The organism is Citrobacter sp. MGH104, assembly GCF_001034485.1.
GTDB lineage: Bacteria > Pseudomonadota > Gammaproteobacteria > Enterobacterales > Enterobacteriaceae > Citrobacter > Citrobacter freundii.
In genome coordinates this window covers 1,465,296-1,489,637 of the sequence record NZ_KQ089818.1, presented here as the reverse complement: position 1 = coordinate 1,489,637, position 24,342 = coordinate 1,465,296, and the positions used below count along the sequence as shown (strand labels likewise).

Annotated in this window: 26 protein-coding genes; 22 read left to right on the top strand and 4 right to left on the bottom strand. The window is 52.7% G+C overall.

Annotated elements, in window-relative coordinates:
- The first annotated feature begins 1 nt into the window (after position 1).
- Positions 2–349, top strand: coding sequence for a hypothetical protein (locus SK34_RS06965; protein WP_016150908.1), 348 nt, complete (start codon positions 2–4; stop codon positions 347–349).
- Between the two features lie 650 nt (positions 350–999).
- Here SK34_RS06965 and SK34_RS06955 read toward each other — a convergent pair.
- Entirely contained in the window at positions 1,000–1,824 is an 825-nt protein-coding gene (locus tag SK34_RS06955; RefSeq protein WP_003034131.1) for a MurR/RpiR family transcriptional regulator, read from the bottom strand.
- Positions 1,825–1,989: 165 nt separating this feature from the next.
- On the opposite strand from SK34_RS06955, the gene SK34_RS06950 reads away from it, so the two are divergent.
- The 3 genes from SK34_RS06950 to queE all read left to right on the top strand — a co-directional run bounded on the left by SK34_RS06950 (position 1,990) and on the right by queE (position 4,978).
- Positions 1,990–3,546: a maltose/glucose-specific PTS transporter subunit IIC gene (locus SK34_RS06950; protein ID WP_003034134.1), complete on the top strand. Its 1,557-nt coding sequence runs from the start codon at positions 1,990–1,992 to the stop codon at positions 3,544–3,546.
- Positions 3,546–4,235: an N-acetylmannosamine-6-phosphate 2-epimerase gene (locus SK34_RS06945; RefSeq protein ID WP_003840340.1), complete on the top strand. Its 690-nt coding sequence runs from the start codon at positions 3,546–3,548 to the stop codon at positions 4,233–4,235. Before SK34_RS06950 ends, SK34_RS06945 begins: the two co-directional genes overlap by 1 nt.
- Before the next feature lie 71 nt (positions 4,236–4,306).
- Complete coding sequence (gene queE, locus SK34_RS06940) at positions 4,307–4,978, top strand: 7-carboxy-7-deazaguanine synthase QueE (RefSeq protein WP_048232698.1); 672 nt, start codon at positions 4,307–4,309, stop codon at positions 4,976–4,978.
- Positions 4,979–5,069: 91 nt separating this feature from the next.
- On the opposite strand, the gene queD is transcribed toward queE, so the two are convergent.
- Positions 5,070–5,432, bottom strand: coding sequence for a 6-carboxytetrahydropterin synthase QueD (gene queD, locus SK34_RS06935; RefSeq protein WP_003034142.1), 363 nt, complete (start codon positions 5,430–5,432; stop codon positions 5,070–5,072).
- Positions 5,433–5,737: 305 nt separating this feature from the next.
- On the opposite strand from queD, the gene cysJ reads away from it, so the two are divergent.
- The 3 genes from cysJ (at position 5,738) to cysH (ending at position 10,067) form a co-directional block, all read left to right on the top strand.
- Positions 5,738–7,537, top strand: a complete 1,800-nt coding sequence (gene cysJ / locus SK34_RS06930) for an NADPH-dependent assimilatory sulfite reductase flavoprotein subunit (RefSeq protein WP_048232696.1) — start codon at positions 5,738–5,740, stop codon at positions 7,535–7,537.
- A complete protein-coding gene (cysI, locus tag SK34_RS06925; protein WP_048232694.1) occupies positions 7,537–9,249 on the top strand; it encodes an assimilatory sulfite reductase (NADPH) hemoprotein subunit in 1,713 nt (570 codons plus the stop codon). The genes cysJ and cysI overlap by 1 nt, the downstream gene beginning before the upstream one ends.
- An 83-nt stretch (positions 9,250–9,332) precedes the next feature.
- Positions 9,333–10,067 carry a phosphoadenosine phosphosulfate reductase gene (gene cysH, locus SK34_RS06920; protein WP_048232693.1) on the top strand — a complete coding sequence of 245 codons (735 nt, stop codon included), beginning with the start codon at positions 9,333–9,335 and terminating at the stop codon, positions 10,065–10,067.
- Between the two features lie 44 nt (positions 10,068–10,111).
- On the opposite strand, the gene SK34_RS06915 is transcribed toward cysH, so the two are convergent.
- The gene (locus tag SK34_RS06915; protein ID WP_032938348.1) at positions 10,112–11,155 is read right to left on the bottom strand and encodes an aminopeptidase; all 1,044 of its coding nucleotides are present in this window, start codon (positions 11,153–11,155) and stop codon (positions 10,112–10,114) included.
- Between the two features lie 254 nt (positions 11,156–11,409).
- Between SK34_RS06915 and cysD the strand changes: the two genes are divergently transcribed.
- From cysD to rpoS, 12 genes are all read left to right on the top strand, one after another.
- Positions 11,410–12,318, top strand: a complete 909-nt coding sequence (gene cysD, locus SK34_RS06910) for a sulfate adenylyltransferase subunit CysD (RefSeq protein ID WP_003034152.1) — start codon at positions 11,410–11,412, stop codon at positions 12,316–12,318.
- Positions 12,319–12,327: 9 nt separating this feature from the next.
- Positions 12,328–13,755 carry a sulfate adenylyltransferase subunit CysN gene (gene cysN, locus SK34_RS06905; protein ID WP_003840331.1) on the top strand — a complete coding sequence of 476 codons (1,428 nt, stop codon included), beginning with the start codon at positions 12,328–12,330 and terminating at the stop codon, positions 13,753–13,755.
- Positions 13,755–14,360: an adenylyl-sulfate kinase gene (cysC, locus tag SK34_RS06900; RefSeq protein ID WP_003034157.1), complete on the top strand. Its 606-nt coding sequence runs from the start codon at positions 13,755–13,757 to the stop codon at positions 14,358–14,360. Before cysN ends, cysC begins: the two co-directional genes overlap by 1 nt.
- A 47-nt stretch (positions 14,361–14,407) precedes the next feature.
- On the top strand, positions 14,408–14,731 hold the full coding sequence (locus SK34_RS06895) for a DUF3561 family protein (protein ID WP_003034160.1): 324 nt from the start codon (positions 14,408–14,410) through the stop codon (positions 14,729–14,731).
- Between the two features lie 215 nt (positions 14,732–14,946).
- Positions 14,947–15,258 (top strand): cell division protein FtsB, encoded by a 312-nt coding sequence (gene ftsB / locus SK34_RS06885; RefSeq protein WP_003034163.1) that lies wholly within the window; start codon positions 14,947–14,949, stop codon positions 15,256–15,258.
- An 18-nt stretch (positions 15,259–15,276) separates the two neighbouring features.
- Positions 15,277–15,972 carry a 2-C-methyl-D-erythritol 4-phosphate cytidylyltransferase gene (gene ispD, locus SK34_RS06880; RefSeq protein ID WP_003034165.1) on the top strand — a complete coding sequence of 232 codons (696 nt, stop codon included), beginning with the start codon at positions 15,277–15,279 and terminating at the stop codon, positions 15,970–15,972.
- Positions 15,973–16,027: 55 nt separating this feature from the next.
- Entirely contained in the window at positions 16,028–16,507 is a 480-nt protein-coding gene (gene ispF, locus SK34_RS06875; protein WP_003034167.1) for a 2-C-methyl-D-erythritol 2,4-cyclodiphosphate synthase, read from the top strand.
- Positions 16,504–17,553: a tRNA pseudouridine(13) synthase TruD gene (truD, locus tag SK34_RS06870; RefSeq protein WP_048232691.1), complete on the top strand. Its 1,050-nt coding sequence runs from the start codon at positions 16,504–16,506 to the stop codon at positions 17,551–17,553. The genes ispF and truD overlap by 4 nt, the downstream gene beginning before the upstream one ends.
- Positions 17,534–18,295, top strand: a complete 762-nt coding sequence (gene surE, locus SK34_RS06865; RefSeq protein ID WP_003825728.1) for a 5'/3'-nucleotidase SurE — start codon at positions 17,534–17,536, stop codon at positions 18,293–18,295. Before truD ends, surE begins: the two co-directional genes overlap by 20 nt.
- The gene (locus SK34_RS06860) at positions 18,289–18,915 is read left to right on the top strand and encodes a protein-L-isoaspartate(D-aspartate) O-methyltransferase (RefSeq protein ID WP_003034172.1); all 627 of its coding nucleotides are present in this window, start codon (positions 18,289–18,291) and stop codon (positions 18,913–18,915) included. The genes surE and SK34_RS06860 overlap by 7 nt, the downstream gene beginning before the upstream one ends.
- Positions 18,916–19,099: 184 nt before the next feature.
- Complete coding sequence (gene nlpD / locus SK34_RS06855; protein ID WP_223232897.1) at positions 19,100–20,182, top strand: murein hydrolase activator NlpD; 1,083 nt, start codon at positions 19,100–19,102, stop codon at positions 20,180–20,182.
- 62 nt (positions 20,183–20,244) lie between these two features.
- Positions 20,245–21,237 carry an RNA polymerase sigma factor RpoS gene (gene rpoS, locus SK34_RS06850; RefSeq protein ID WP_000081498.1) on the top strand — a complete coding sequence of 331 codons (993 nt, stop codon included), beginning with the start codon at positions 20,245–20,247 and terminating at the stop codon, positions 21,235–21,237.
- Positions 21,238–21,379: 142 nt separating this feature from the next.
- On the opposite strand, the gene SK34_RS06845 is transcribed toward rpoS, so the two are convergent.
- Entirely contained in the window at positions 21,380–21,784 is a 405-nt protein-coding gene (locus SK34_RS06845; protein ID WP_003840322.1) for a MarR family winged helix-turn-helix transcriptional regulator, read from the bottom strand.
- Between the two features lie 158 nt (positions 21,785–21,942).
- Here SK34_RS06845 and SK34_RS06840 point away from each other — a divergent pair, with 158 nt between their 5' ends.
- Genes SK34_RS06840 through SK34_RS06830 form a run of 3 tightly spaced genes read left to right on the top strand, consistent with a single transcriptional unit; the run spans position 21,943 to position 24,210 of the window.
- A complete protein-coding gene (locus SK34_RS06840) occupies positions 21,943–22,536 on the top strand; it encodes a non-oxidative hydroxyarylic acid decarboxylases subunit B (RefSeq protein ID WP_003034196.1) in 594 nt (197 codons plus the stop codon).
- Positions 22,536–23,963 carry a non-oxidative hydroxyarylic acid decarboxylases subunit C gene (locus SK34_RS06835; protein WP_048232690.1) on the top strand — a complete coding sequence of 476 codons (1,428 nt, stop codon included), beginning with the start codon at positions 22,536–22,538 and terminating at the stop codon, positions 23,961–23,963. The genes SK34_RS06840 and SK34_RS06835 overlap by 1 nt, the downstream gene beginning before the upstream one ends.
- A 10-nt stretch (positions 23,964–23,973) precedes the next feature.
- Positions 23,974–24,210, top strand: a complete 237-nt coding sequence (locus tag SK34_RS06830; RefSeq protein ID WP_003840317.1) for a non-oxidative hydroxyarylic acid decarboxylases subunit D — start codon at positions 23,974–23,976, stop codon at positions 24,208–24,210.
- Positions 24,211–24,342 lie beyond the last annotated feature (132 nt).

Genomic DNA, 24,342 nt, shown 5'->3' with positions numbered 1-24,342 from the left:
TATGATCTTCAAAGCATATGATCAGAATGATAAGTCTTTAACTGAAAGTATTAAACTTGCGGGTTTGAGTGAGTATAAAGCACAGAAACTTATTCGTTTTGCTAATGAAAACAAAGTGAATATACAAAAAGCCTATTTATTAACAGATGCAAGTATCATTAAGGTTGATATTATCATGGCTTTTGTTATGTCATTTTTTATATTTTCAATTGGACAAGAAGATTACACTGAGTTATTGGTGCTCTTTTTAATATTCGGGTTGTTGTTTTTTGTTATTGAGTTAACTTGTCGGCTTCATAAAAATTACCTTAAGGTTTGGAAAGTTTATATCAAGTTACGAGGAATCTAAGTGATTAATCTGGTGTTATTTTAAAGGGGAGTCAAGTGATGTTTTATATATTGCAATGACTTTAACTGATGATTGTTATGAATAATGATATAAAATCTATACTCGTGAATGCTGGAATGAAAGAAAAAAATGTTCGTTTCTTGCTTAAATTAGCGAGAAAGAAAAACATCAGCGTAAGCCGAGCTTTCTTTCTCTACGCCTGGAAATACTATGCCTGGGGTGGCGCGTTATTCTTCTCTATGCTTTTTCCTGCATCAATGGGAGGGTTTGAGCTATTTATAATGTGTATACTTTGTTGCCTCATCTTAGCCTTGATTTCAGTCTTCTTTAACCCTTTCTTTATCAATCTGGTTTGGAGTATCAAGTTACAGATCAAACTAATGGGTAAGCGGTAGAAAAACTAAACTCGATATACTTTCTGGTGAACAGGGGAGTCTTACCTTAAACAAGCGCAGCGTATGACCCGTTTTCGGAATCTGGGAAAATTATTGCTTATCTTCATACTGAGAACGCTAACAGTCCCCATTCACGAGATGTTACAGACCCTGCCAGATGAGGGTTACTTTGTCGGTATCCCCACTATTTTTATTCGTCATCCTGTTCTTTAGCTCTTAACGTAAAAACCCGCCTCGGCGGGTTTTTTTATGCTTTTAAAGCAGTAGAGGAAGTGTTGCGCTGGCGGTTTGCTGGCTCACATCACTATACTTTTCATCCAGCGCAATCAGCGACGTGGTGAGAAGTTCTACCAACAGCATCACACCCACCTTGGCGTTTAGCGCACCAGCACTCAACGGACCTTCTGGTTTGGCTGCGACCAGTTGAATATCGCTCAGCGAAGCCAGCGGACTGCGCGGCGTATTACTCAGCGCCAGTACGCGCACGCCTTGCTTACGCGCCAGTTTCACGACATGCAGCAGATCGCGCGTGGAGCCTGAACTGGAGATCGCTACCACGAGCGTATTTTTGCTAAGCGTAGTGGCATTCATGGCTGCGCGGTGCATGTCGCTGAACAGTTGCGCGGGTTTGCCGAGGCGCAGGAGTTTGTAATGTAAATATTCCCCCAGAATCGCGCTGGCCGCTACGCCATAAATCTGTACCGACTGAGCCTGATGTAGCGCCAGAGCGGCGGATTCCAGTAATGTCCTGTCGAGTAACTTTGCTGTGTCCTGCAGCGCTTGCACGGATTCATTGACCACATTGTCAATTTCATCCCCGCTGTGCTCTACCGGCTGTCCTTGCTGGAGATCGAGAGCCAGCGCCATTTTGAATTCGTTATAACCCTTACACCCAAGCGTGCGGCACAGACGTGTGACGCTCGCCTCGCTGGTGTCGCTTTCACGCGCCAGTTCGGTAATCGTCAGGTAGACAACTTTTGCCGGATCACTAAGCACAAACTCTCCCAGCTTCTGCTGTGTTCGGCTATATCCGTCAACGCCCTGGCGCAATCTCAGCAGCAGGTTTTCATTTTCTGACATGCAAAATCCTTAATGCGTTTCTCTGCTGATAGTGTGGCGGAAAGCAGGGGAGAGATGCCAGTCATTTTAAAAAAGTATGATCGGCTTCCTGGTTTTTGATGATAATTTTCATTTATAAAAGTAAATATGGTAAAAATTTTCATCATTAATCGGGGAGATGAAAAAATGATGCAAATGTTTAGCGGCGCCTCATCGGGCGCTTGGTTTGAAAAGGCACAGCGGTTCGGCAAATCGTTCATGCTGCCGATTGCGGTACTGCCCGCTGCGGGGCTGTTGTTAGGGATTGGCGGTGCGCTGTCGAATCCAAACACATTGACGGCGTATCCGTTTTTGGACGTTGACTGGTTACAGGCAATCTTCACGATCATGACCAGCGCAGGTTCTATTGTGTTTGCCAACCTGTCGGTGCTTTTTGCGGTGGGTGTGGCAGTAGGATTGGCGAAAACGGACAAAGGCACCGCCGGGCTTGCTGCATTGCTGGCATTTCTGGTGATGAACGCCACCATCAACGCTTTATTGACACTCAACGGAACGCTGGCGCACGAGAATCCCGGTGCCGTAGGCCAGGGGATGACGCTGGGTATTCAGACGCTGGAAACAGGCGTATTTGGTGGGGTGGTGATTGGGCTTGTCACCTGCGCGCTGCATAGCCGTTTCAATAAAGTCTCGCTGCCTCAGTTCCTTGGTTTCTTCAGCGGTTCGCGCTTTGTGCCGATTATTAGCTCCCTTGCCGCGATTGTAGTGGGTGCGGTCATGACGGTGGTTTGGCCGCATTTCCAGAAACTCATTTTTGGACTGGGTGGTCTGGTGGATGCGACCGGTTATCTGGGTACGCTGTTGTACGGCTTCATCCTGCGTATGCTTGGCCCACTGGGGTTACACCATATCTTTTATTTACCGTTCTGGACCACAGCGCTTGGCGGGAGTGAAATCGTCAACGGCCAGTTGGTTGAAGGCACGCAGCGTATTTTCTTCGCGCAACTTGCCGATCCGAATACGCAGCAGTTCTATGCGGGCACCTCGCGCTTTATGTCCGGGCGCTTTATCACCATGATGTTTGGCCTGCTTGGCGCATGTCTTGCGATGTACCATACTGCCAAACCAGAGAACAGAAAGCTTGTCGCCGGACTGCTGTTGTCTGCGGCCCTGACCTCTTTCCTGACGGGGATCACTGAGCCTATCGAGTTCTCCTTCCTGTTTGTCGCACCTGTGTTATACGTCATTCACGCCTTCTTCGATGGTCTGGCGTTTATGATGGCACATATTTTACATATCACTATCGGGCAAACCTTTTCGGGTGGGCTTATCGATTTCCTCCTCTTCGGTGTGCTACAGGGGGAAGCTAAAACCAACTGGATGTACGTCCCTATGGTGGGGATCCCGTGGTTCTTCCTTTACTACTTCACCTTCCGCTATTTGATTAACCGCTTTAACTGGTTGACGCCTGGTCGTGAAAACGCAGCACCGACTGAATCCGGCCTGCCGCAAAGTGAGCGTGCTGCGGCCGTGATTGCCGGACTGGGAGGTAAAGAGAATCTGGAAGAGGTGGACTGTTGCGCCACACGTCTGCGCGTGACGGTAAAAGAGAGTAGCAAGGTCGATGAAGCGGCGCTGAAAGCGACCGGAGCGCGTGGCGTAATTATTCGCGGCAACGGGGTTCAGGTGATTTATGGCCCGCATGTCACCATCATCAAAAACGAAGTCGAAGAGATCTTATCGTAATGAAAACTGTACTGGATTCCCTGAAAGGTAAATTAATCGTCTCCTGCCAGGCGCTGGAAAATGAGCCCCTGCACAGTCCGTTTATTATGTCGCGTATGGCGCTGGCGGCAGCGCAGGGAGGTGCTGTAGGTATTCGTGCGAACAGCGTGGTGGACATTCGCGCGATCAAAGAGAGCGTCTCCCTGCCGGTGATTGGGATTATCAAGCGCGATTATCCGGGTAGCGATGTGTTTATCACGGCCACCCTCAAGGAAGTGGATGAGCTAATGACCGTTGAGCCGGAGATTATTGCTCTGGATGCGACAGCGCGCCCGCGCCCAGGTGGACAAACGCTGGAAGAATTAGTTATGCAAATCCGCGCTCGCTACCCGTCTGTGCTGCTGATGGCGGATATCGCCACCATAGACGAGGCGGTGACAGCTGAGCGTCTGGGTTTTGACTGCGTGGGCACCACGCTCTACGGCTACACCGCTGACACTGCCGGGCATGTGCTGGCGGAAAACGACTGCGGTTTTTTACGTGAGGTATTGGCGGCGGTCAGCGTACCTGTCGTGGCAGAAGGAAACGTCGATACTCCGGAACGTGCCGCACGATGCCTGGAATTAGGTGCCCATACCGTGGTGGTTGGTGGCGCAATCACGCGTCCGCAGCAGATAACGGCACGCTTTGTCGCGGCGATCGCCTCGTAAAGCATCGATGGGGCATGATACTTTGGCGGGGATCTGCGATAATTATCGTTTATCCCCATATTGAGAGCGCTATGCAGTACCCGATTAACGAGATGTTCCAGACCCTGCAAGGTGAGGGTTACTTTACCGGCGTCCCCGCCATTTTTATTCGTTTACAGGGATGCCCGGTTGGCTGTGCCTGGTGCGATACCAAACACACCTGGGATAAGCTTGAGGATCGGGAAGTCTCCCTGTACAGCATCCTGGCCAAGACCAAAGAAAGCGACAAATGGGGGGCGGCGAGCAGTGAGGATCTGCTGGCAGTCATTTCGCGTCAGGGGTATACCGCCCGTCACGTGGTGATCACCGGCGGCGAGCCCTGCATTCATGACCTGATGCCGCTGACTGACCTGCTGGAAAAGAACGGCTTTAGCTGCCAGATTGAAACCAGTAGTACCCACGAAGTACGCTGTACGCCGAATACCTGGGTGACCGTATCGCCGAAGGTAAATATGCGTGGCGGTTATGATGTGCTGTCGCAGGCGCTGGAGCGCGCGAATGAAATCAAACATCCGGTTGGTCGCGTTCGCGATATTGAAGCGCTGGATGAACTGCTGGCGACGTTGAGCGACGACAAACCACGAATCATCGCCTTACAGCCAATCAGCCAGAAAGAAGATGCGACGCGTTTGTGTATTGATACCTGTATTGCGCGCAACTGGCGTCTGTCGATGCAAACCCATAAATATCTGAATATTGCCTGATAACTGTGCCGGGAGCGTTTCGCTTACCCGGCCAGAGTTTGTTGCTCGTCGCTGGCCGGATAAGACGCATTGCCATCCGGCAAGGCTACAATCACTCGCCGCGGTACACGCAGCCTGCTGTGCAGGTTTCTTTCACCATTACAGCACTTAGCAGAGGGACCACAGGTTTAATCTGATCCCAAATCCATTTGGCCAGCACTTCACTGGTTGGATTTTCTAAGCCAGGAATATCGTTCAAATAGTAGTGATCGAGTCTGTCGTAAGTCGGCTTAAACGCGGCTTTTAACTCAGCAAAATCCATGATCCAACCGGTATGCGGATCGACTTCACCGGTAATTTCAAGACGCACCATAAATGAGTGACCATGCAGGCGGCCACACTTATGCCCTTCCGGTACGTGCGGCAGGCGGTGAGCGGCTTCGAAGGTGAAATCTTTAAACAAGGTGGTGGACATTATTTACTCTCAAGAATGCGAAAAACCGCCGTAGGGTACCGTAAAGCACAATTTTTATCATTAGTTAAAAGGGCGCTAAGCATCAGAACGTCATATTTACGCTGTTAATGTTTAATAACTATTTATATATCATATAGTTATTAAATCGTTTTTGTCGTTAATGACTATAACTAAAACAGGTTAGTCCATTTGGTTATTTGTTATTTCTATCCCTTCTTTAATTGTTACTATCCCCGCCGTTAACCTTATCTTCAGTTTGGGTTTTATTGCTGAAATCCGCTTTGCTTACTGGAACATGACAACGCATGACGACACAGGCCCCACCTTCCGCTCTGCTACCGCTAAACCCGGAGCAACTGGCACGCCTTCAGGCAGCCACGACCGATTTCACTCCCGCACAGCTTGCGTGGGTTTCTGGCTATTTTTGGGGCGTGCTGAATCAGCAGCCTGGTAGCAATGCAGCGGCGCTTGCGCCTGTCGCTGAAATGCCAGGCATTACGCTTATCTCCGCCTCGCAAACCGGTAATGCGCGTCGTGTGGCGGAAGCCCTGCGCGATGATCTGATTGCCGCGAAGCTCAACGTCACTCTGATCAACGCTGGCGACTATAAATTCAAACAAATCGCCAATGAAAAACTGCTGATCGTGGTGGCGTCGACGCAAGGGGAAGGTGAACCGGCGGAAGAAGCCGTGGCGCTGCATAAGTTCCTGTTCTCGAAAAAAGCGCCGAAGCTCGATAACACCGCCTTTGCGGTGCTGGGCCTTGGCGATACCTCCTATGAATTCTTCTGCCAGGCCGGGAAAGACTTCGACAGCAAGCTGGCCGAGCTGGGCGGTGAGCGCCTGCTTGACCGCGTCGATGCCGACGTGGAATACCAGGCCGCCGCCGCTGAATGGCGCGCGCGTCTGGTCGAGGTACTGAAAGCCCGCGCGCCGGCGGCGCCATCGGTGCAGGCCGTGGCGGGCGGCGCGGTGAACGAGATTCACTCCAGCCCCTATACCAAAGAAGCGCCGCTGACGGCGTCGCTTGCGGTGAATCAGAAAATTACCGGCCGTAATTCGGAAAAAGATGTCCGCCATATCGAAATCGACCTTGGCGATTCCGGTCTGCGCTATCAGCCGGGCGACGCGCTGGGCGTGTGGTATCAGAACGACCCGGCGCTGGTCAAAGAGCTGGTTGAACTGCTGTGGCTGAAAGGTGATGAACCGGTGACGGTTGAAGGCAAAACCTTGTCGCTCGCTGAAGCGTTGCAGTGGCATTTCGAGCTGACGGTGAATACCGGCAATATCGTGGAGAACTATGCCACCTTAACCCGCAGCGAAACATTGCTGCCGTTAGTGGGTGACAAAGCACAGTTGCAGCATTATGCCGCCACCACGCCCATCGTCGATATGGTGCGCTTTTCCCCGGCGCAACTGGATGCTCAGGCGTTAGTTGATCTTCTGCGTCCGTTGACGCCGCGTTTGTACTCCATTGCATCTTCTCAGGCGGAAGTGGAAAGCGAAGTGCACGTCACCGTGGGCGTGGTGCGTTATGAGATAGAAGGTCGCGCCCGTGCTGGTGGTGCTTCCAGTTTCCTCGCCGACCGCGTGGAAGAAGAAGGTGAAGTTCGCGTGTTCATTGAACACAACGACAATTTCCGCCTGCCGTCAAACCCGCAGACGCCGGTAATTATGATTGGCCCGGGTACGGGAATTGCACCGTTCCGTGCTTTCATGCAGCAGCGTGCGGCTGATGGAGCCGAAGGCAAAAACTGGCTGTTTTTCGGTAACCCGCACTTTACCGAAGATTTCCTGTATCAGGTGGAATGGCAGCGTTACGTCAAAGAGGGCGTACTGAGCCGTATCGATCTCGCCTGGTCCCGCGATCAAAAAGAAAAAGTCTACGTACAAGATAAACTGCGCCAACAGGGCGCGGAACTGTGGCGCTGGATTAACGACGGTGCCCACATTTATGTCTGCGGCGATGCCAATCGTATGGCGAAAGACGTTGAGCAGGCGTTGTTGGAAGTGATTGCCGAATTCGGTGGTATGGATATCGAAGCGGCGGATGAATTTTTAAGTGAGCTGCGCATTGAGCGCCGTTATCAGCGAGATGTCTACTAATGAGCGAAAAACATCCAGGACCATTGGTGGTCGAAGGCAAACTGTCCGACGCTGAGCGTATGAAGCTGGAAAGCAACTATCTGCGCGGTACCATTGCCGAAGATTTAAACGACGGCCTGACCGGCGGGTTTAAAGGCGACAACTTCCTGCTGATCCGTTTTCACGGTATGTACCAGCAGGACGACCGCGATATCCGCGCCGAACGTGCCGAGCAAAAGCTGGAGCCGCGTCACGCGATGCTGCTGCGCTGTCGTCTGCCGGGTGGAGTGATCACCACCAAACAGTGGCAGGCGATCGACAAGTTCGCCCATGACAACACTATTTACGGCAGCATTCGTCTGACCAACCGTCAGACCTTCCAGTTTCACGGCATTCTGAAGAAGAACGTTAAGCCGGTACACCAGATGCTGCACTCCGTCGGCCTGGACGCACTGGCGACCGCCAACGATATGAACCGTAACGTGCTGTGTACCTCCAACCCGTATGAATCTGAGCTGCACGCCGAAGCCTACGAGTGGGCGAAAAAGATCTCCGAACATCTGCTGCCGCGCACCCGCGCCTATGCAGAGATCTGGCTTGATCAGGAAAAAGTTGCGACCACCGACGAGGAGCCGATCCTCGGTCAAACCTATCTGCCGCGTAAGTTTAAAACCACGGTGGTGATCCCACCGCAGAACGACATCGATCTGCATGCCAATGACATGAACTTCGTGGCGATTGCGGAAAACGGCAAATTGGTGGGCTTTAACCTGCTGGTGGGCGGCGGTTTGTCCATTGAGCATGGCAATAAGAAAACTTACGCCCGGACGGCAAGCGAATTTGGTTATCTGCCGCTTGAGCATACACTGGCTGTGGCGGAAGCGGTGGTGACGACTCAGCGTGACTGGGGTAACCGTACCGATCGTAAAAACGCCAAAACCAAATACACGCTGGAACGCGTTGGCGTTGAGACCTTCAAAGCGGAAGTCGAGCGCCGCGCGGGGATCAAGTTTGAGCCCATCCGCCCGTACGAGTTCACCGGTCGCGGCGATCGTATCGGCTGGGTGAAAGGGATCGACAATAAATGGCATCTGACGCTGTTTATTGAAAACGGCCGTATCCTGGATTATCCGGGCCGCCCGTTGAAAACCGGTCTGCTTGAGATCGCGAAGATCCACAAAGGTGAGTTCCGTATTACCGCGAACCAGAACCTGATCATTGCAGGTGTTCCTGAGAGTGAAAAGGCGAAGATCGAGAAGATTGCGCAGAAGAGTGGCTTAATGAATGCGGTCACTCCGCAGCGTGAAAACTCGATGGCCTGCGTGTCGTTCCCAACCTGTCCGCTGGCGATGGCGGAGGCCGAGCGCTTCCTGCCAACGTTTATCGACAACATCGACACGCTGATGGCGAAGCACAGCCTGAGTGATGAAAATATTGTCATGCGTGTGACTGGCTGCCCGAACGGTTGCGGCCGCGCGATGCTGGCGGAAGTTGGTCTGGTGGGGAAAGCGCCCGGACGTTACAACCTCCATTTAGGGGGCAACCGTATTGGAACTCGCATTCCCCGGATGTTTAAAGAGAACATCACCGGGCCGGAAATTCTGGCATCGCTGGATGAACTGATTGGGCGCTGGGCGAAAGAGCGCGAAGCGGGTGAAGGCTTCGGTGACTTTACGGTGCGTGCGGGCATTATTCGCCCGGTGCTCGATCCTGCCCGGGATTTCTGGGAATAATGTGAAATTGACTTATCGGGTCTACTGAATTGGTAGATCTGATAAGCGCAGCGCCATCAGGCAAGGCAAACAGTGAGGAACTTATGTCCAAACTCGATCTCAACGCGTTGAACGAACTGCCGAAAGTTGAACGCGTTATGGCGTTGGCGCAAACCAACGACCAACTGGAAAAATTGAGCGCCGAGGATCGCGTGGCGTGGGCGCTGGAAAACCTGCCTGGCGAATATGTACTGTCATCAAGTTTTGGTATTCAGGCGGCAGTGAGCCTGCACCTGGTAAATCAGGTTCGCCCGGATATCCCGGTGATCCTCACCGATACCGGTTATCTGTTCCCGGAAACCTACCAGTTTATTGACGAGTTAACGGACACGCTCAAGCTTAATCTGCAAGTCTACCGGGCGAAGGAAAGTGCGGCCTGGCAGGAAGCGCGCTATGGCAAACTGTGGGAGCAGGGCGTTGAGGGCATTGAAAAATACAATGACATCAACAAAGTCGAACCGATGAACCGGGCATTGCTGGAGCTGAACGCGCAGACCTGGTTTGCCGGTCTGCGCCGTGAGCAATCGGGCAGTCGTGCGCATTTACCGGTGCTGGCTATTCAGCGTGGTGTGTTTAAAGTTCTGCCGATCATCGACTGGGACAACCGTACGGTTTACCAGTATCTGCAAAAGCATGGTCTGAAGTACCATCCACTGTGGGATCAGGGCTATCTGTCAGTCGGCGATACCCATACCACCCGCAAATGGGAGCCGGGAATGGCGGAAGAAGAGACGCGGTTCTTTGGGCTGAAAAGAGAGTGCGGGCTGCACGAAGGCTAACTGTTAAAAGCCCGGTAACGTTTATTTATTACCGGGCTTCTTCTTCAGGATTTACCTGCTTTCGCCAGTTCTTTTACCAGCGGCAGCATAATGCGTACTACGTCGCGGCTACGGCGCTCTATCCGGCCCGGTAAGGCTTTATCGATATGCTGCTGGTTATCCAGTCGCACATCATGCCAGCTGTTGCCAGACGGGAACGAGGCGCTTTTGGCGCGCTGTTGGTAGCCATCTTTCTTGCCCAGGTTCCAGTTGGTCGCTTCAACGGAGAGCACAGCAATACCCGCGTCGTCGAAGACCTCCGCATCGTTACAACATCCTGTACCCTTCGGATAGTCTTTGTTCAGGCCTGGATTGGTGCTGGCTACAATGCCGCGACTATGCGCGATAGCCAGTGCCCGGTCGCGCGTTAGTTTTCGCACCGCTTCCGGGGTTTTCTTACCGCTGTTGAAATAGAGCTTATCACCGACAATCAGGTTATCGAGGTTGATAACCAGCAGCGTGTTTTTCTTCTCGGCGGCGCTCATTCGCTTCAGGATGTTCTCCGCGCCCAGTTTGCCTTCTTCCTCGCCGCTGGTGGCGATAAATCGGATGCCGTACTGCGTCGGCACGTCTTTGAGTTTTTCCGCCAGTTCCAGCATCACGCCAACACCTGCGGCGTTGTCGTCGATCCCTTGCAGGGTTAATCCACCCAGATTGGCATCTGAATCGGCATCGCTTTGTGCGGCGTAGGTGTCGAGGTGCGCCATAATAATAATCTGCTGCGGCGCTTTGCCTTCATGTGCTGCAATAACGGTGCTTCCCGTTACGTTATGCCAGTTTTTTCGGTTATCTTTGGCGGTATAAACATAACGGCTATTAAACGTCCGAATATCACTGCTGTAGCCCATCTGCTGAAATTGCTGACGTATATAATCAGCAGATAACATTTCAGCCGGAGATCCCGTCACGCGGCCCGGGAAAAACGTTGCGATATATCGAGCCTGGGTATTTGCGATATCGCCAGGTTTGGAGGATGTTGCCTGTGCAGGAAGGATAAAACACGCGCCGAGCGCCATGGCAGCAATAAGGTGGCGCGTTGCGGAAAACATAATGAGTCCTTAAATACCAAGCAGAAATTTTCAGCCGCTAGTATGAAACTGTGATCGAGGTAAAACAATTTCATTTGCTCCTAAATGCCCGAAATCCGGTAGCTTAAGCACTTTTTGATATTTGCTTTTCCGGATCGTTATTCCTTTGAGGAACTACTCATTCCAATTCGTAATTTCATTCGCCCTCTTGCCCTCCCTATAGTCAGGTTATCTGAGCATCGTTAGCAAAATAACGGCATTACATAGGAACGGTTATGGATCAAAAACGACTTACCCACCTGCGGCAACTGGAAGCGGAAAGCATCCATATCATTCGTGAGGTGGCCGCCGAGTTTTCTAATCCGGTGATGATGTATTCCATCGGCAAAGATTCCAGCGTAATGCTGCATCTGGCGCGTAAAGCGTTTTATCCTGGCACGCTGCCGTTCCCATTACTGCACGTTGATACCGGCTGGAAATTCAGCGAAATGTACGAGTTTCGTGACCGTACGGCGAAAGCCTACGGCTGCGAACTGCTGGTGCATAAAAACCCGGAAGGGGTGGCGATGGGCATCAACCCGTTCGTCCACGGCAGCGCCAAGCATACCGACATTATGAAAACCGAAGGGCTGAAGCAGGCGCTTAATAAATACGGTTTTGATGCCGCATTTGGCGGTGCTCGTCGTGACGAAGAGAAATCGCGTGCCAAAGAGCGTATTTACTCTTTCCGCGATCGTTTTCATCGCTGGGATCCTAAAAATCAGCGCCCGGAGCTGTGGCACAACTACAACGGACAAATTAACAAAGGCGAAAGTATTCGCGTCTTCCCGCTCTCCAACTGGACCGAACAGGATATCTGGCAGTACATCTGGCTGGAAAATATCGACATCGTGCCACTGTACCTGGCGGCGGAGCGTCCGGTGCTTGAACGCGATGGCATGTTGATGATGATTGATGACGACAGAATCGATCTGCAACCCGGGGAAGTGATTAAAAAACGCATGGTGCGTTTCCGTACGCTCGGCTGTTGGCCACTGACAGGCGCGGTGGAGTCGAATGCGCAGACGCTGCCGGAAATTATCGAAGAAATGCTGGTCTCAACCACCAGTGAACGTCAGGGCCGCGTGATTGACCGCGACCAGGCGGGCTCCATGGAGCTGAAGAAACGTCAGGGGTATTTCTAAGGAGCCGCCATGAATACGACACTTGCACAACAAATTGCTAATGAAGGCGGCGTTGAAGCCTGGATGGTTGCCCAGCAACACAAAAGTCTGCTGCGCTTTTTAACCTGCGGTAGCGTGGATGACGGGAAAAGCACCCTGATTGGTCGCTTGCTGCATGACACGCGTCAGATTTATGAAGACCAGCTTTCATCGCTGCACAATGACAGTAAACGTCACGGCACTCAGGGCGAAAAGCTTGATCTGGCGTTATTGGTTGACGGCTTGCAGGCCGAGCGCGAGCAGGGCATCACCATCGACGTGGCTTACCGTTATTTCTCTACCGAGAAGCGCAAATTTATTATTGCGGACACTCCCGGGCATGAACAGTACACCCGTAACATGGCGACCGGTGCGTCGACCTGCGACCTGGCGATCCTATTGATCGATGCGCGTAAAGGTGTGCTGGATCAGACTCGTCGTCACAGCTTTATCTCCACGCTGCTTGGGATCAAACACCTGGTGGTGGCGATCAACAAAATGGATCTGGTGGACTTTAGCGAAGAGACATTTAATCGCATTCGCGAAGACTATCTTACTTTTGCTGAACAACTTCCGGGCAACCTGGATATCCGGTTTGTGCCGCTCTCTGCGCTGGAAGGCGATAACGTGGCTTCGCAAAGCGCCAGTATGCCGTGGTACAGCGGTCCGACGCTGCTGGAAGTGCTGGAAACCGTTGAGATCCAGCGCAGTATTGATACTCAGCCGATGCGCTTCCCGGTGCAGTATGTGAACCGACCGAATCTGGATTTTCGTGGTTATGCCGGAACGCTGGCCTCCGGTAGCGTGAAGGTCGGGCAGCGCGTCAAAGTGCTGCCGTCCGGCGTTGAGTCCAGCGTAGCGCGGATCGTGACCTTTGATGGCGATTTACAGGAAGCGCATGCAGGTGAAGCGATCACCCTGGTGCTGAAAGATGAGATCGATATCAGCCGGGGCGACCTGTTACTTGATGCCGGTGAGGCGTTGCCGGCGGTTCAAAGCGCTGCCATTGATGTGGTTTGGATGGCGGAACAACCGCTGTCGCCTGGACAAAGCTACGACATCAAAGTCGCAGGCAAGAAGACCCGCGCACGCGTTGATAGCGTGCAATATCAGGTCGATATAAACAACCTGACCCAACGTGACGTTGAAGCGCTACCGCTAAACGGCATCGGTCTGGTTAATCTGACCTTTGATGAGCCGCTGGTGCTGGATACCTATCAGCAGAACCCGGTGACGGGCGGGCTGATAATTATTGACCGCCTGACCAACGTTACCGTTGGCGCGGGACTGGTGCGTGAGCCACTTGTTCAGGAGCACGCCGCGGCTTCTCAGTTCAGCGCGTTTGAGCTGGAGCTTAATGCACTGGTGCGTCGCCACTTCCCACACTGGGGTGCGCGCGATCTGCTGGGAGGAAAATAATGGCGCTGCATGACGAAAACGTCGTCTGGCATGCCCATCCTGTTACACCGCAACAGCGGGAACAACGCCACGGTCATCGTGGTGTTGTACTGTGGTTTACCGGGTTGTCTGGTTCCGGTAAATCCACGGTAGCAGGGGCGCTTGAAGAAGCGTTGCATAAGCTGGGGGTGAGTACTTATCTCTTGGATGGCGATAACGTGCGTCACGGTCTGTGCAGCGATCTTGGATTTAGTGATGCCGATCGTAAGGAGAATATTCGCCGGGTTGGTGAAGTGGCTAACCTGATGGTGGATGCGGGGCTTGTGGTGTTGACCGCCTTTATCTCACCGCATCGCGCTGAGCGCAAAATGGTTCGTGAGCGAGTTGGCGAAGGGCGTTTTATTGAAGTTTTTGTCGATACGCCATTAGCAACGTGTGAAGCACGCGATCCAAAAGGGCTGTATAAAAAAGCGCGGGCGGGTGAGTTACGCAATTTCACCGGAATTGATTCGGTATACGAAGCGCCTGAATCGCCAGAGATTCATCTTGATGGTGAACAATTGGTAACAAATTTGGTACCCCAATTATTAGACCTGCTGAGGCAGGAAGATATTATCAGATCCTGAGACACCCGAGCTCACATGCCCGGTCAGTCACGGTCACAGGATTAGATATGCGTAACAGCCATAACATTACTATTACAGAGTCAGATACCTTCGCCGCCGACGACGAAACCACCTGGTCACTACCGGGGGCCGTGGTCGGTTTTATCGCGTGGTTGTTGGCGCTGGGATTCCCGTGTCTGATGTATGGCCCTAATACACTGTTTTTCTTCATTTATACCTGGCCCTTTTTCCTCGCATTGCTGCCCGTGGCGATTGTCGCGGGTATTGCCTTACACTCGCTATTGAAGGGAAGGTTGCTGCTGAGCATTACCTGTACCCTGCTGGTGGTTGGGGCGATGTTTGGCGCCCTATTTTTATGGTTATTGGGTTAGGCAAACGCTTTTTTTTAACAATCGCCGACGTTGTTCACTCTCTGGTCATAATTCAAACCGTAACCAACAATGAGATTATGTTCTCCTTACACGGGGTATACGTAACAACGGGCAAATGTGGTACATTTGCCCGCGTTGTCGCGGCATTCCCGACCGTTGATGTAAAGTTGTCTGCGGAAGTTATGGGATATTAATGCCGTTTTTCAGGGGGCAGGATGGGTAAACTAACGCTGCTGTTGCTGGCTTTATTAGTCTGGCTGCAGTATTCGCTGTGGTTCGGTAAGAACGGCATACATGACTATAGTCGCGTCAACGATGATGTTGCTGCGCAGCAAGCTACAAACGCGAAACTTAAAGCGCGTAACGATCAGCTCTTTGCCGAAATTGACGATCTCAATGGCGGACAAGAGGCTATTGAGGAGCGTGCGCGTAACGAACTCAGTATGACTAAGCCGGGCGAAACTTTTTATCGTCTGGTGCCTGACGCGTCTAAACGCGCTCAGACTGCAGGGCAAAACAATCGATAAACCGTCCAGGGATTTAACATGGCAGCCACTTTATTGGACGTTTGCGCCGTGGTGCCGGCTGCCGGGTTTGGCCGCCGAATGCAAACAGAGTGTCCTAAGCAGTACCTCTCTATTGGCAATAAAACCATTCTTGAACACTCGGTTGATGCGCTGCTGGCTCATCCCCGGGTGACGCGAGTCGTCATCGCTATCAGCCCAGGCGACAGTCGCTTTGCCCAACTTCCACTTGCTGCGCACCCGCAAATTACGGTGGTGGATGGCGGCAACGAGCGTGCCGATTCTGTCCTTGCCGGTTTGCAAGCCGCAGGGGAGGCCCGTTGGGTGCTGGTGCATGACGCCGCGCGTCCGTGCCTGCACCAGGATGATTTGGCCCGTTTGCTGGCAATTAGCGAGTGCAGCCGTACCGGCGGGATCCTTGCCGCACCGGTACGTGACACAATGAAGCGCGCGGAGCCGGGGCGAACAGACATCGCCCATACGGTCGATCGTACCGATTTATGGCATGCGTTGACGCCGCAGTTTTTCCCGCGCGAGTTATTGCACGATTGCCTGACGCGTGCACTCAACGAAGGTGCAACTATTACAGACGAAGCTTCGGCGCTGGAATATTGCGGCTTTCATCCGCAGCTGGTCGAAGGGCGTGCTGACAACATCAAAGTCACCCGCCCGGAAGATCTGGCGCTGGCGGAATTTTATCTGACCCGAACTATCTAGATACATCATCCTTCAGGCTGCCTGGAGGACGCTGTGTATATCAGGAGAAGGCATAATGCGAATTGGACACGGTTTCGACGTACACGCTTTTGGAGGAGTTGGCCCAATTATCATTGGTGGTGTGCGCATCCCGTATGAAAAAGGATTGCTGGCGCATTCTGATGGTGACGTGGCGTTGCACGCGTTAACCGATGCTCTGCTGGGCGCGGCTGCGCTGGGGGATATCGGTAAGCTATTCCCGGACACCGACCCGGCCTTTAAAGGTGCAGATAGTCGTGAATTATTGCGTGAAGCCTGGCGGCGTATTCAAGCCAAAGGCTATACGCTTGGTAATGTGGATGTGACAATTATTGCTCAGGCGCCGAAGATGCTGCCGCACATTCCACAAATGCGTGTGTTTATTGCCGAAGACCTCGGCTGCCATATGGATGATGTTAACGTGAAAGCGACCACCACGGAAAAACTCGGTTTTACCGGGCGTGGGGAAGGGATTGCCTGTGAAGCGGTGGCGTTACTCATTAAGGCAACGAAATGACTGCGTTTGAAGCTCTGACGTATCTCCATGGCAAACCACAAGGCCATGGCGTTCTGAAAGCGAATCCGGAAGACTTTGTCGTCGTCGAAGATTTAGGCTTCGAACCCGATGGCGAAGGCGAGCACATTTTGGTGCGTATCCTGAAAAACGGTTGTAACACCCGTTTTGTGGCTGACGCACTGGCGAAATTCCTGAAAATTCATGCCCGCGAAGTGAGCTTTGCTGGCCAGAAAGACAAGCATGCGGTCACGGAACAGTGGCTGTGTGCGCGTGTGCCGGGCAATGCGATGCCTGATTTAAGCAAATTTGAGCTTGAAGGCTGTAAAGTGCTGGAGTACGCGCGCCACAAGCGTAAGCTGCGTTTAGGGGCGCTGAAAGGCAACGAATTTACGCTGGTGTTGCGTGAAGTGAGCGAGCGAAATGATGTTGAAGCGCGTTTGCAGGCAATTAACGAGCGCGGCGTACCGAACTATTTTGGCGCTCAGCGTTTTGGTATCGGCGGCAGCAACCTGCAAGGGGCGCTGCGCTGGGCGCAAAGCGATGCGCCGGTGCGCGATCGCAATAAACGCAGTTTTTGGTTGTCGGCGGCCCGTAGCGCGTTGTTTAATCAGATAGTCAGTGAACGCCTGAAAAAAACAGACTTTAATCAAGTTGTTGACGGCGATGCGCTACAATTATCGGGGCGCGGAAGCTGGTTTGTCGCCACACAGGAAGAACAAACTGAATTACAGCGTCGCGTCGATGAGAAAGAGTTGATGATTACAGCGGCATTGCCGGGCAGCGGTGAGTGGGGAACTCAACGCGACGCGCTGGCGTTTGAAGAAGCCGCTGTTGCTGATGAAACCGCGCTGCAGTCTCTGTTATTGCGCGAGAAAGTCGACGCGTCGCGTCGCGCTATGTTGCTGTATCCACAACAATTAAGCTGGAACTGGTGGGATGACGTAACCGTTGAGTTACGTTTCTGGCTACCGGCAGGTAGCTTCGCCACCAGTGTTGTAAGGGAACTTATTAACACAATGGGTGATTATGCGTATATTGCTGAGTAACGATGATGGGGTTCACGCACCCGGTATACAAACGCTGGCGAAAGCGCTGCGTGAGTTTGCTGACGTACAGGTGGTTGCCCCGGATCGTAACCGCAGTGGCGCGTCCAACTCGCTGACGCTGGAATCCTCACTTCGCACGTTCACCTATGATAACGGTGATATCGCCGTACAAATGGGTACACCTACCGATTGCGTCTATCTGGGCGTTAACGCATTAATGCGTCCGCGTCCGGACATTGTTGTGTCTGGTATTAACGCAGGTCCTAATCTCGGCGATGATGTTATCTATTCCGGTACCGTTGCGGCGGCGATGGAAGGTCGTCACCTGGGCTTCCCTGCGCTGGCTGTCTCACTTGATGGGCATAAACACTACGATACTGCTGCCGCAGTAACCTGCCGTATCTTACGGGCGCTGAGTCGTGAACCGCTGCGCACCGGGCGCATTTTGAATATCAACGTGCCGGATTTACCGCTGGATCAGATTAAAGGTATCCGCGTCACCCGCTGCGGTAGTCGCCATCCTGCGGATCAGGTGATACCACAGCAGGACCCGCGCGGTAATACGCTGTACTGGATCGGGCCACCGGGCGAAAAGTGCGACGCCGGACCGGATACTGATTTTGCCGCCGTCGATGAAGGCTATGTTTCCATCACGCCGCTGCATGTCGATTTAACCGCATACGGCGCGCATGAAGTTGTTTCTGACTGGTTAGACAGCGTGGGAGCCGACACGCAATGGTAAGCAGACGCGTACACACTCTTCTTGAACAATTACGTGCGCAGGGCATCAGAGATGAGCTTGTTCTCGATGCACTTGCCGCCGTGCCGCGTGAAAAATTCATTGATGAGGCGTTTGAACATAAGGCCTGGGACAATATTGCCCTGCCGATTGGTCAGGGGCAGACGATTTCGCAGCCCTATATGGTTGCACGGATGACCGAGCTGCTGGAGTTAACGCCACAGTCTCGGGTGCTGGAAATTGGTACCGGCTCTGGCTACCAAACGGCGATTCTGGCGCACCTGGTGCACCATGTGTGCTCTGTTGAGCGCATTAAAGGTTTGCAGTGGCAGGCGCGTCGTCGACTTAAACAGCTTGATTTACATAATGTTTCTACCCGTCATGGTGATGGATGGCAAGGCTGGCAAGCGCGAGCCCCGTTTGACGCTATCATTGTTACGGCAGCGCCGCCTGAGATCCCAACCGCATTGATGATGCAGTTGGATGAAGGCGGCATTCTCGTCTTACCCGTGGGTGACGAGCACCAGTTTCTGAAACGGGTGCGTCGTCGGGGAGGCGAATTTATTATCGATACCGTGGAGGCCGTACGCTTCGTTCCCTTAGTAAAAGGGGAGCTTGCGTAGATACAGGCTCTGAATACCTGGAGTTTTCCTGGATATTCTGGAATTAGTAAGCGTATCGTGGTCACGTTTCCAGTGCCCAGTCCGATGCCTTGCACGGTGATTACGTCACTGGTTTTAACCAAATTTTCCTGGGGGATAAATGAGCGCGGGAAGCCACAAATTTACCGTTCGCCGTATTGCGGCATTGTCACTGGTTTCATTATGGCTGGCAGGTTGTTCAAATACCTCGAATCCACCTGCACCGGTCAGTTCCGTTGATGGCGGTGCATCAACGAACACCAATTCCGGTATGCTGATTACGCCTCCACCAAAAATGGGCTCGACGTCGACAGTACAGCAAACGCCGCAGATCCAGCCGGTGCAGCGTCCGACCACACAGTCAACACAGATCCAGCCTGTTGCGGAACAACCTGTGCAAATGGAAAACGGTCGTATTGTGTACAACCGTAAGTATGGGAACATTCCGAAAGGTAGCTATACGGGCGGCAGTACCTATACTGTTAAGAAAGGCGATACCCTTTTCTATATTGCCTGGATTACCGGGAACGATTTCCGTGATCTCGCACAACGCAATAACGTTCCGGCCCCGTATGGCCTGAATGTCGGTCAAACTCTGCAAGTGGGCAATGCGTCTGGCGCACCGATTACCGGTGGAAATGCCATCACCCAGGCGGATGCAGCACAGCAAGGAGTTGTGACCAACCCTGCACAAAATTCCACCGTTGCTGTTGCTTCGAAACCAACAATTACGTATTCTGAGGATTCAGGTGAACAAAGTGCTAATAAAATGTTGCCGAACAACAAGCCTGCTGGGACTGTGGTCACAGCGCCTGTAACGGCTCCGGCAGTTAGCGCAACCGAATCAACTGCAAGCTCAACGTCAACCAGCTCGCCAATCTCTACCTGGCGCTGGCCGACCGACGGCAAAGTGATCGAAAACTTTGCGGCTACCGAAGGTGGCAATAAAGGGATCGACATTGCAGGCAGCAAGGGACAGGCTATTGTCGCGACCGCAGATGGACGCGTCGTCTATGCCGGTAACGCGCTGCGTGGTTACGGTAATCTTATTATCATCAAACATAACGATGATTACCTGAGTGCCTACGCCCATAACGATACAATGCTGGTCCGGGAACAACAAGAAATCAAGGCGGGGCAGAAAATAGCTACCATGGGTAGTACCGGAACCAGTTCAACACGCTTGCATTTTGAAATTCGTTACAAGGGGAAATCCGTAAACCCGCTGCGTTATTTACCGCAGCGATAATTCGGCGGAACCAGGCTTTCACGTGCTAGTTCCGTTAGGGATCACGGGTAGGAGCCACCTTTATGAGTCAGAATACGCTGAAAGTTCATGATTTAAATGAAGATGCGGAATTTGATGAGAACGGAGTAGAGGCTTTTGATGAAAAAGCCTTGAGTGAAGAGGAACCCAGTGATAACGACCTGGCTGAAGAAGAGCTGTTATCGCAGGGGGCCACACAGCGTGTGTTGGACGCGACTCAGCTTTACCTTGGTGAGATTGGTTATTCACCACTGTTAACAGCCGAAGAAGAAGTTTATTTTGCGCGTCGCGCACTGCGTGGGGATGTCGCATCCCGCCGTCGCATGATTGAAAGTAACCTGCGTCTGGTGGTGAAAATTGCTCGTCGTTATGGCAATCGTGGTCTGGCATTGCTGGACCTGATTGAAGAGGGCAATCTGGGACTGATCCGTGCAGTCGAGAAGTTTGACCCGGAACGCGGGTTCCGCTTCTCAACATACGCAACCTGGTGGATCCGCCAGACGATCGAACGGGCGATTATGAACCAAACCCGTACGATCCGACTGCCAATTCACATTGTAAAAGAGCTGAACGTCTATCTGCGTACCGCGCGTGAGTTGTCGCATAAACTGGACCACGAACCGAGCGCAGAAGAGATTGCTGAACAACTGGACAAACCGGTTGATGACGTCAGCCGTATGCTCCGACTCAACGAGCGTATTACCTCGGTAGACACCCCGCTGGGTGGCGATTCCGAAAAAGCGTTGCTGGATATTCTGGCCGATGAAAAGGAAAACGGCCCGGAAGACACCACGCAAGACGATGATATGAAACAGAGCATCGTCAAATGGCTGTTCGAACTGAACGCCAAACAGCGTGAGGTACTGGCACGTCGCTTTGGTCTGCTGGGGTATGAAGCTGCGACACTGGAAGATGTGGGCCGCGAAATTGGCCTCACCCGTGAACGTGTTCGCCAGATTCAGGTTGAAGGTCTGCGTCGTCTGCGTGAAATCCTGCAGACTCAGGGACTGAATATCGAAGCGCTGTTCCGCGAGTAAGCACAAGTTCTATCAAGAAAGGCCAGTCTCATTGAGACTGGCCTTTTTCTATGTTTGTTGCCTGATGGCACTGCGTTTATCAGGCCTATGGGGAGCCGGACTTTGTAGGCCGGATAAGACATTTATGTCGCCATCCGGCAGATTAGTTCATCATCTTACGCACCAGACGTGTGAACTGCTCACGTTCTTCATCAGATAATCGCCCCAGAAACTCATCATCCACGCTATCGCCTAACGGGGTTGCGCTGGTCAGTAATGCTTCTCCTTGCGCGGTCAAATAAACAAATCGCCGACGCTTATCCGCCGGGTCGTGTTCCCGTCTGACCAACTCCCGTTTTTCCATCCGGCTCAGCATTTCCGCAAGCGTTGCCTTGGTACAGACTGCGGCTTCGGTCAGGGCGACCTGCTCAATGCCGGGATGCTCGGCAATGGCGCGCATCACCGCATACTGCGGTTTGGTCAGATCCGGTAATTCATGTTGCCAGCGAGCCGTATGTTGCTGAAAAAGCTGACGTAAAAGGTGAAAGGCTGTGTTTCTTAACGGCATGAGAGCTCCGGAATATCTGTCAGTCTCTATCTTAACGGGTAACGCGTCATAGTTTAACCATTGCTGCTTTAGCAATCTGTGCGAGGTGCTCTTGTCCGGAATGCATCGAGGGAGTATTTTAATCAAAATGTTCGTACACGAACAAAATTGAGGGCGAAATGAGACTGATTGTAGGAATGACCGGGGCGACCGGCGCACCGCTTGGTGTGTCGCTATTGCTGGCGCTGCGGGAAATGCCGGGGGTAGAAACCCATCTGGTGCTGTCAAAGTGGGCCAAAACCACTATTGAACTGGAGACGCCGTACAGCGTCCGTGATGTGTCGGCGTTGGCCGATTATTGCCACAACCCGGCGGACCAGTCGGCGACCATATCCTCAGGATCGTTTCGTACTGACGGCATGATCATTATCCCCTGCAGTATGAAAACGCTGGCCGGTATTCGAGCAGGCTACGCGGAAGGACTGGTGGGGCGCGCTGCTGATGTGGTGCTGAAAGAAGGGCGCAAGCTGGTTCTGGTTCCGCGTGAAATGCCGCTCAGCACTATTCATCTGGAAAACATGCTCGCACTTTCCCGCATGGGCGTGGCGATGGTCCCGCCGATGCCCGCGTTTTACAACCACCCGCAAACGGTCGATGACATCACTCAGCATATCGTTGCGCGTGTGCTCGATCAGTTTGGTCTGGAGCATCCAAACGCCCGTCGCTGGCAGGGTTTACGGCAGGCGCAGAATTTTTCACAGGAGAATGAATAATGGCATTTGATGATTTGCGCAGCTTTTTACAAGCGCTGGACGACCAGGGACAATTGCTGAAAATCAGTGAAGAAGTCAACGCTGAGCCGGATCTGGCTGCGGCGGCTAACGCGACCGGACGTATTGGTGATGGTGCGCCTGCGCTGTGGTTTGACAATATTCGCGGTTTTACCGATGCCCGCGTGGCGATGAATACCATCGGCTCATGGCAGAATCATGCCATTTCATTAGGCCTGCCGCCCAATACGCCGGTGAAAAAACAAATTGATGAGTTTATTCGCCGTTGGGATAAATTTCCGGTTACGCCGGAGCGTCGTGCCAACCCGGCGTGGGCTGAAAACTGTGTTGATGGTGAGGAGATCAACCTGTTTGATATTCTGCCGCTGTTTCGTCTGAACGATGGTGACGGCGGTTTCTATCTTGATAAAGCCTGCGTGGTGTCGCGCGATCCGCTGGATCCGGACAACTTCGGCAAACAGAACGTCGGCATTTATCGTATGGAAGTGAAGGGCAAACGCAAGCTTGGCCTGCAGCCGGTGCCGATGCATGATATCGCGCTGCATCTGCATAAAGCTGAAGAGCGCGGTGAAGATCTGCCGATTGCCATCACGCTGGGTAACGATCCTATCATCACCCTGATGGGGGCCACGCCGCTGAAGTACGATCAGTCGGAATACGAAATGGCGGGAGCGCTGCGTGAAAGCCCGTACCCGATCGCTCCCGCACCGCTCACCGGTTTTGACGTGCCTTGGGGTTCGGAAGTGATCCTCGAAGGGGTCATTGAAAGCCGTAAGCGTGAAATCGAAGGGCCGTTTGGCGAGTTTACTGGGCACTATTCCGGTGGACGTAATATGACGGTCGTACGTATCGATAAAGTCTCTTATCGCACCAAACCGATTTTTGAATCGCTATATCTGGGGATGCCGTGGACGGAGATTGACTACCTGATGGGGCCGGCAACCTGCGTACCGCTGTATCAACAGCTGAAAGCCGAGTTCCCGGAAGTGCAGGCGGTGAATGCCATGTACACCCACGGTTTGCTGGCGATTATCTCCACCAAAAAACGCTACGGCGGCTTTGCCCGCGCGGTGGGGCTGCGCGCAATGACCACGCCGCATGGCCTGGGTTACGTGAAAATGGTGATTATGGTTGATGAGGATGTTGACCCGTTCAATCTGCCGCAGGTGATGTGGGCGCTGTCTTCGAAAGTTAATCCGGCGGGCGATCTGGTGCAACTGCCGAATATGTCGGTGCTGGAGCTTGATCCGGGTTCCAGTCCGGCGGGGATTACCGACAAGTTAATTATTGATGCTACCACGCCGGTCGCGCCGGATAACCGTGGGCACTACAGCCAGCCGGTATGTGATTTACCGGAAACGAAAGCCTGGGCAGAAAAACTGACCGCCATGCTGGCCAACCGTAAATAAGGAGTAGCAGATGATTTGTCCACGTTGTGCCGATGAACATATTGAAGTGATGGCAAACTCGCCGGTAAAAGGTGTCTGGACGGTATATCAGTGCCAGCATTGTCTGTACACCTGGCGTAATACCGAACCGCTACGTCGTACCAGCCGCGAGCACTACCCGGAGGCGTTTCGTATGACGCAAAAAGATATGGATGATGCGCCAATGGTGCCGAGCATCCCGCCGCTGCTGGCGGAAGGTAAGCGCTAATACTGAAGGCCTGGGATTCCGGGTCTTTTTTTGCGAGCAGACTCGTAACGTATTGATAAATTGATTTATTACAGCGGCATCGGGAATAGAATAGCGGCGGGTGCTTGAGGCTTTCTGGGCTTTGAGCATTGG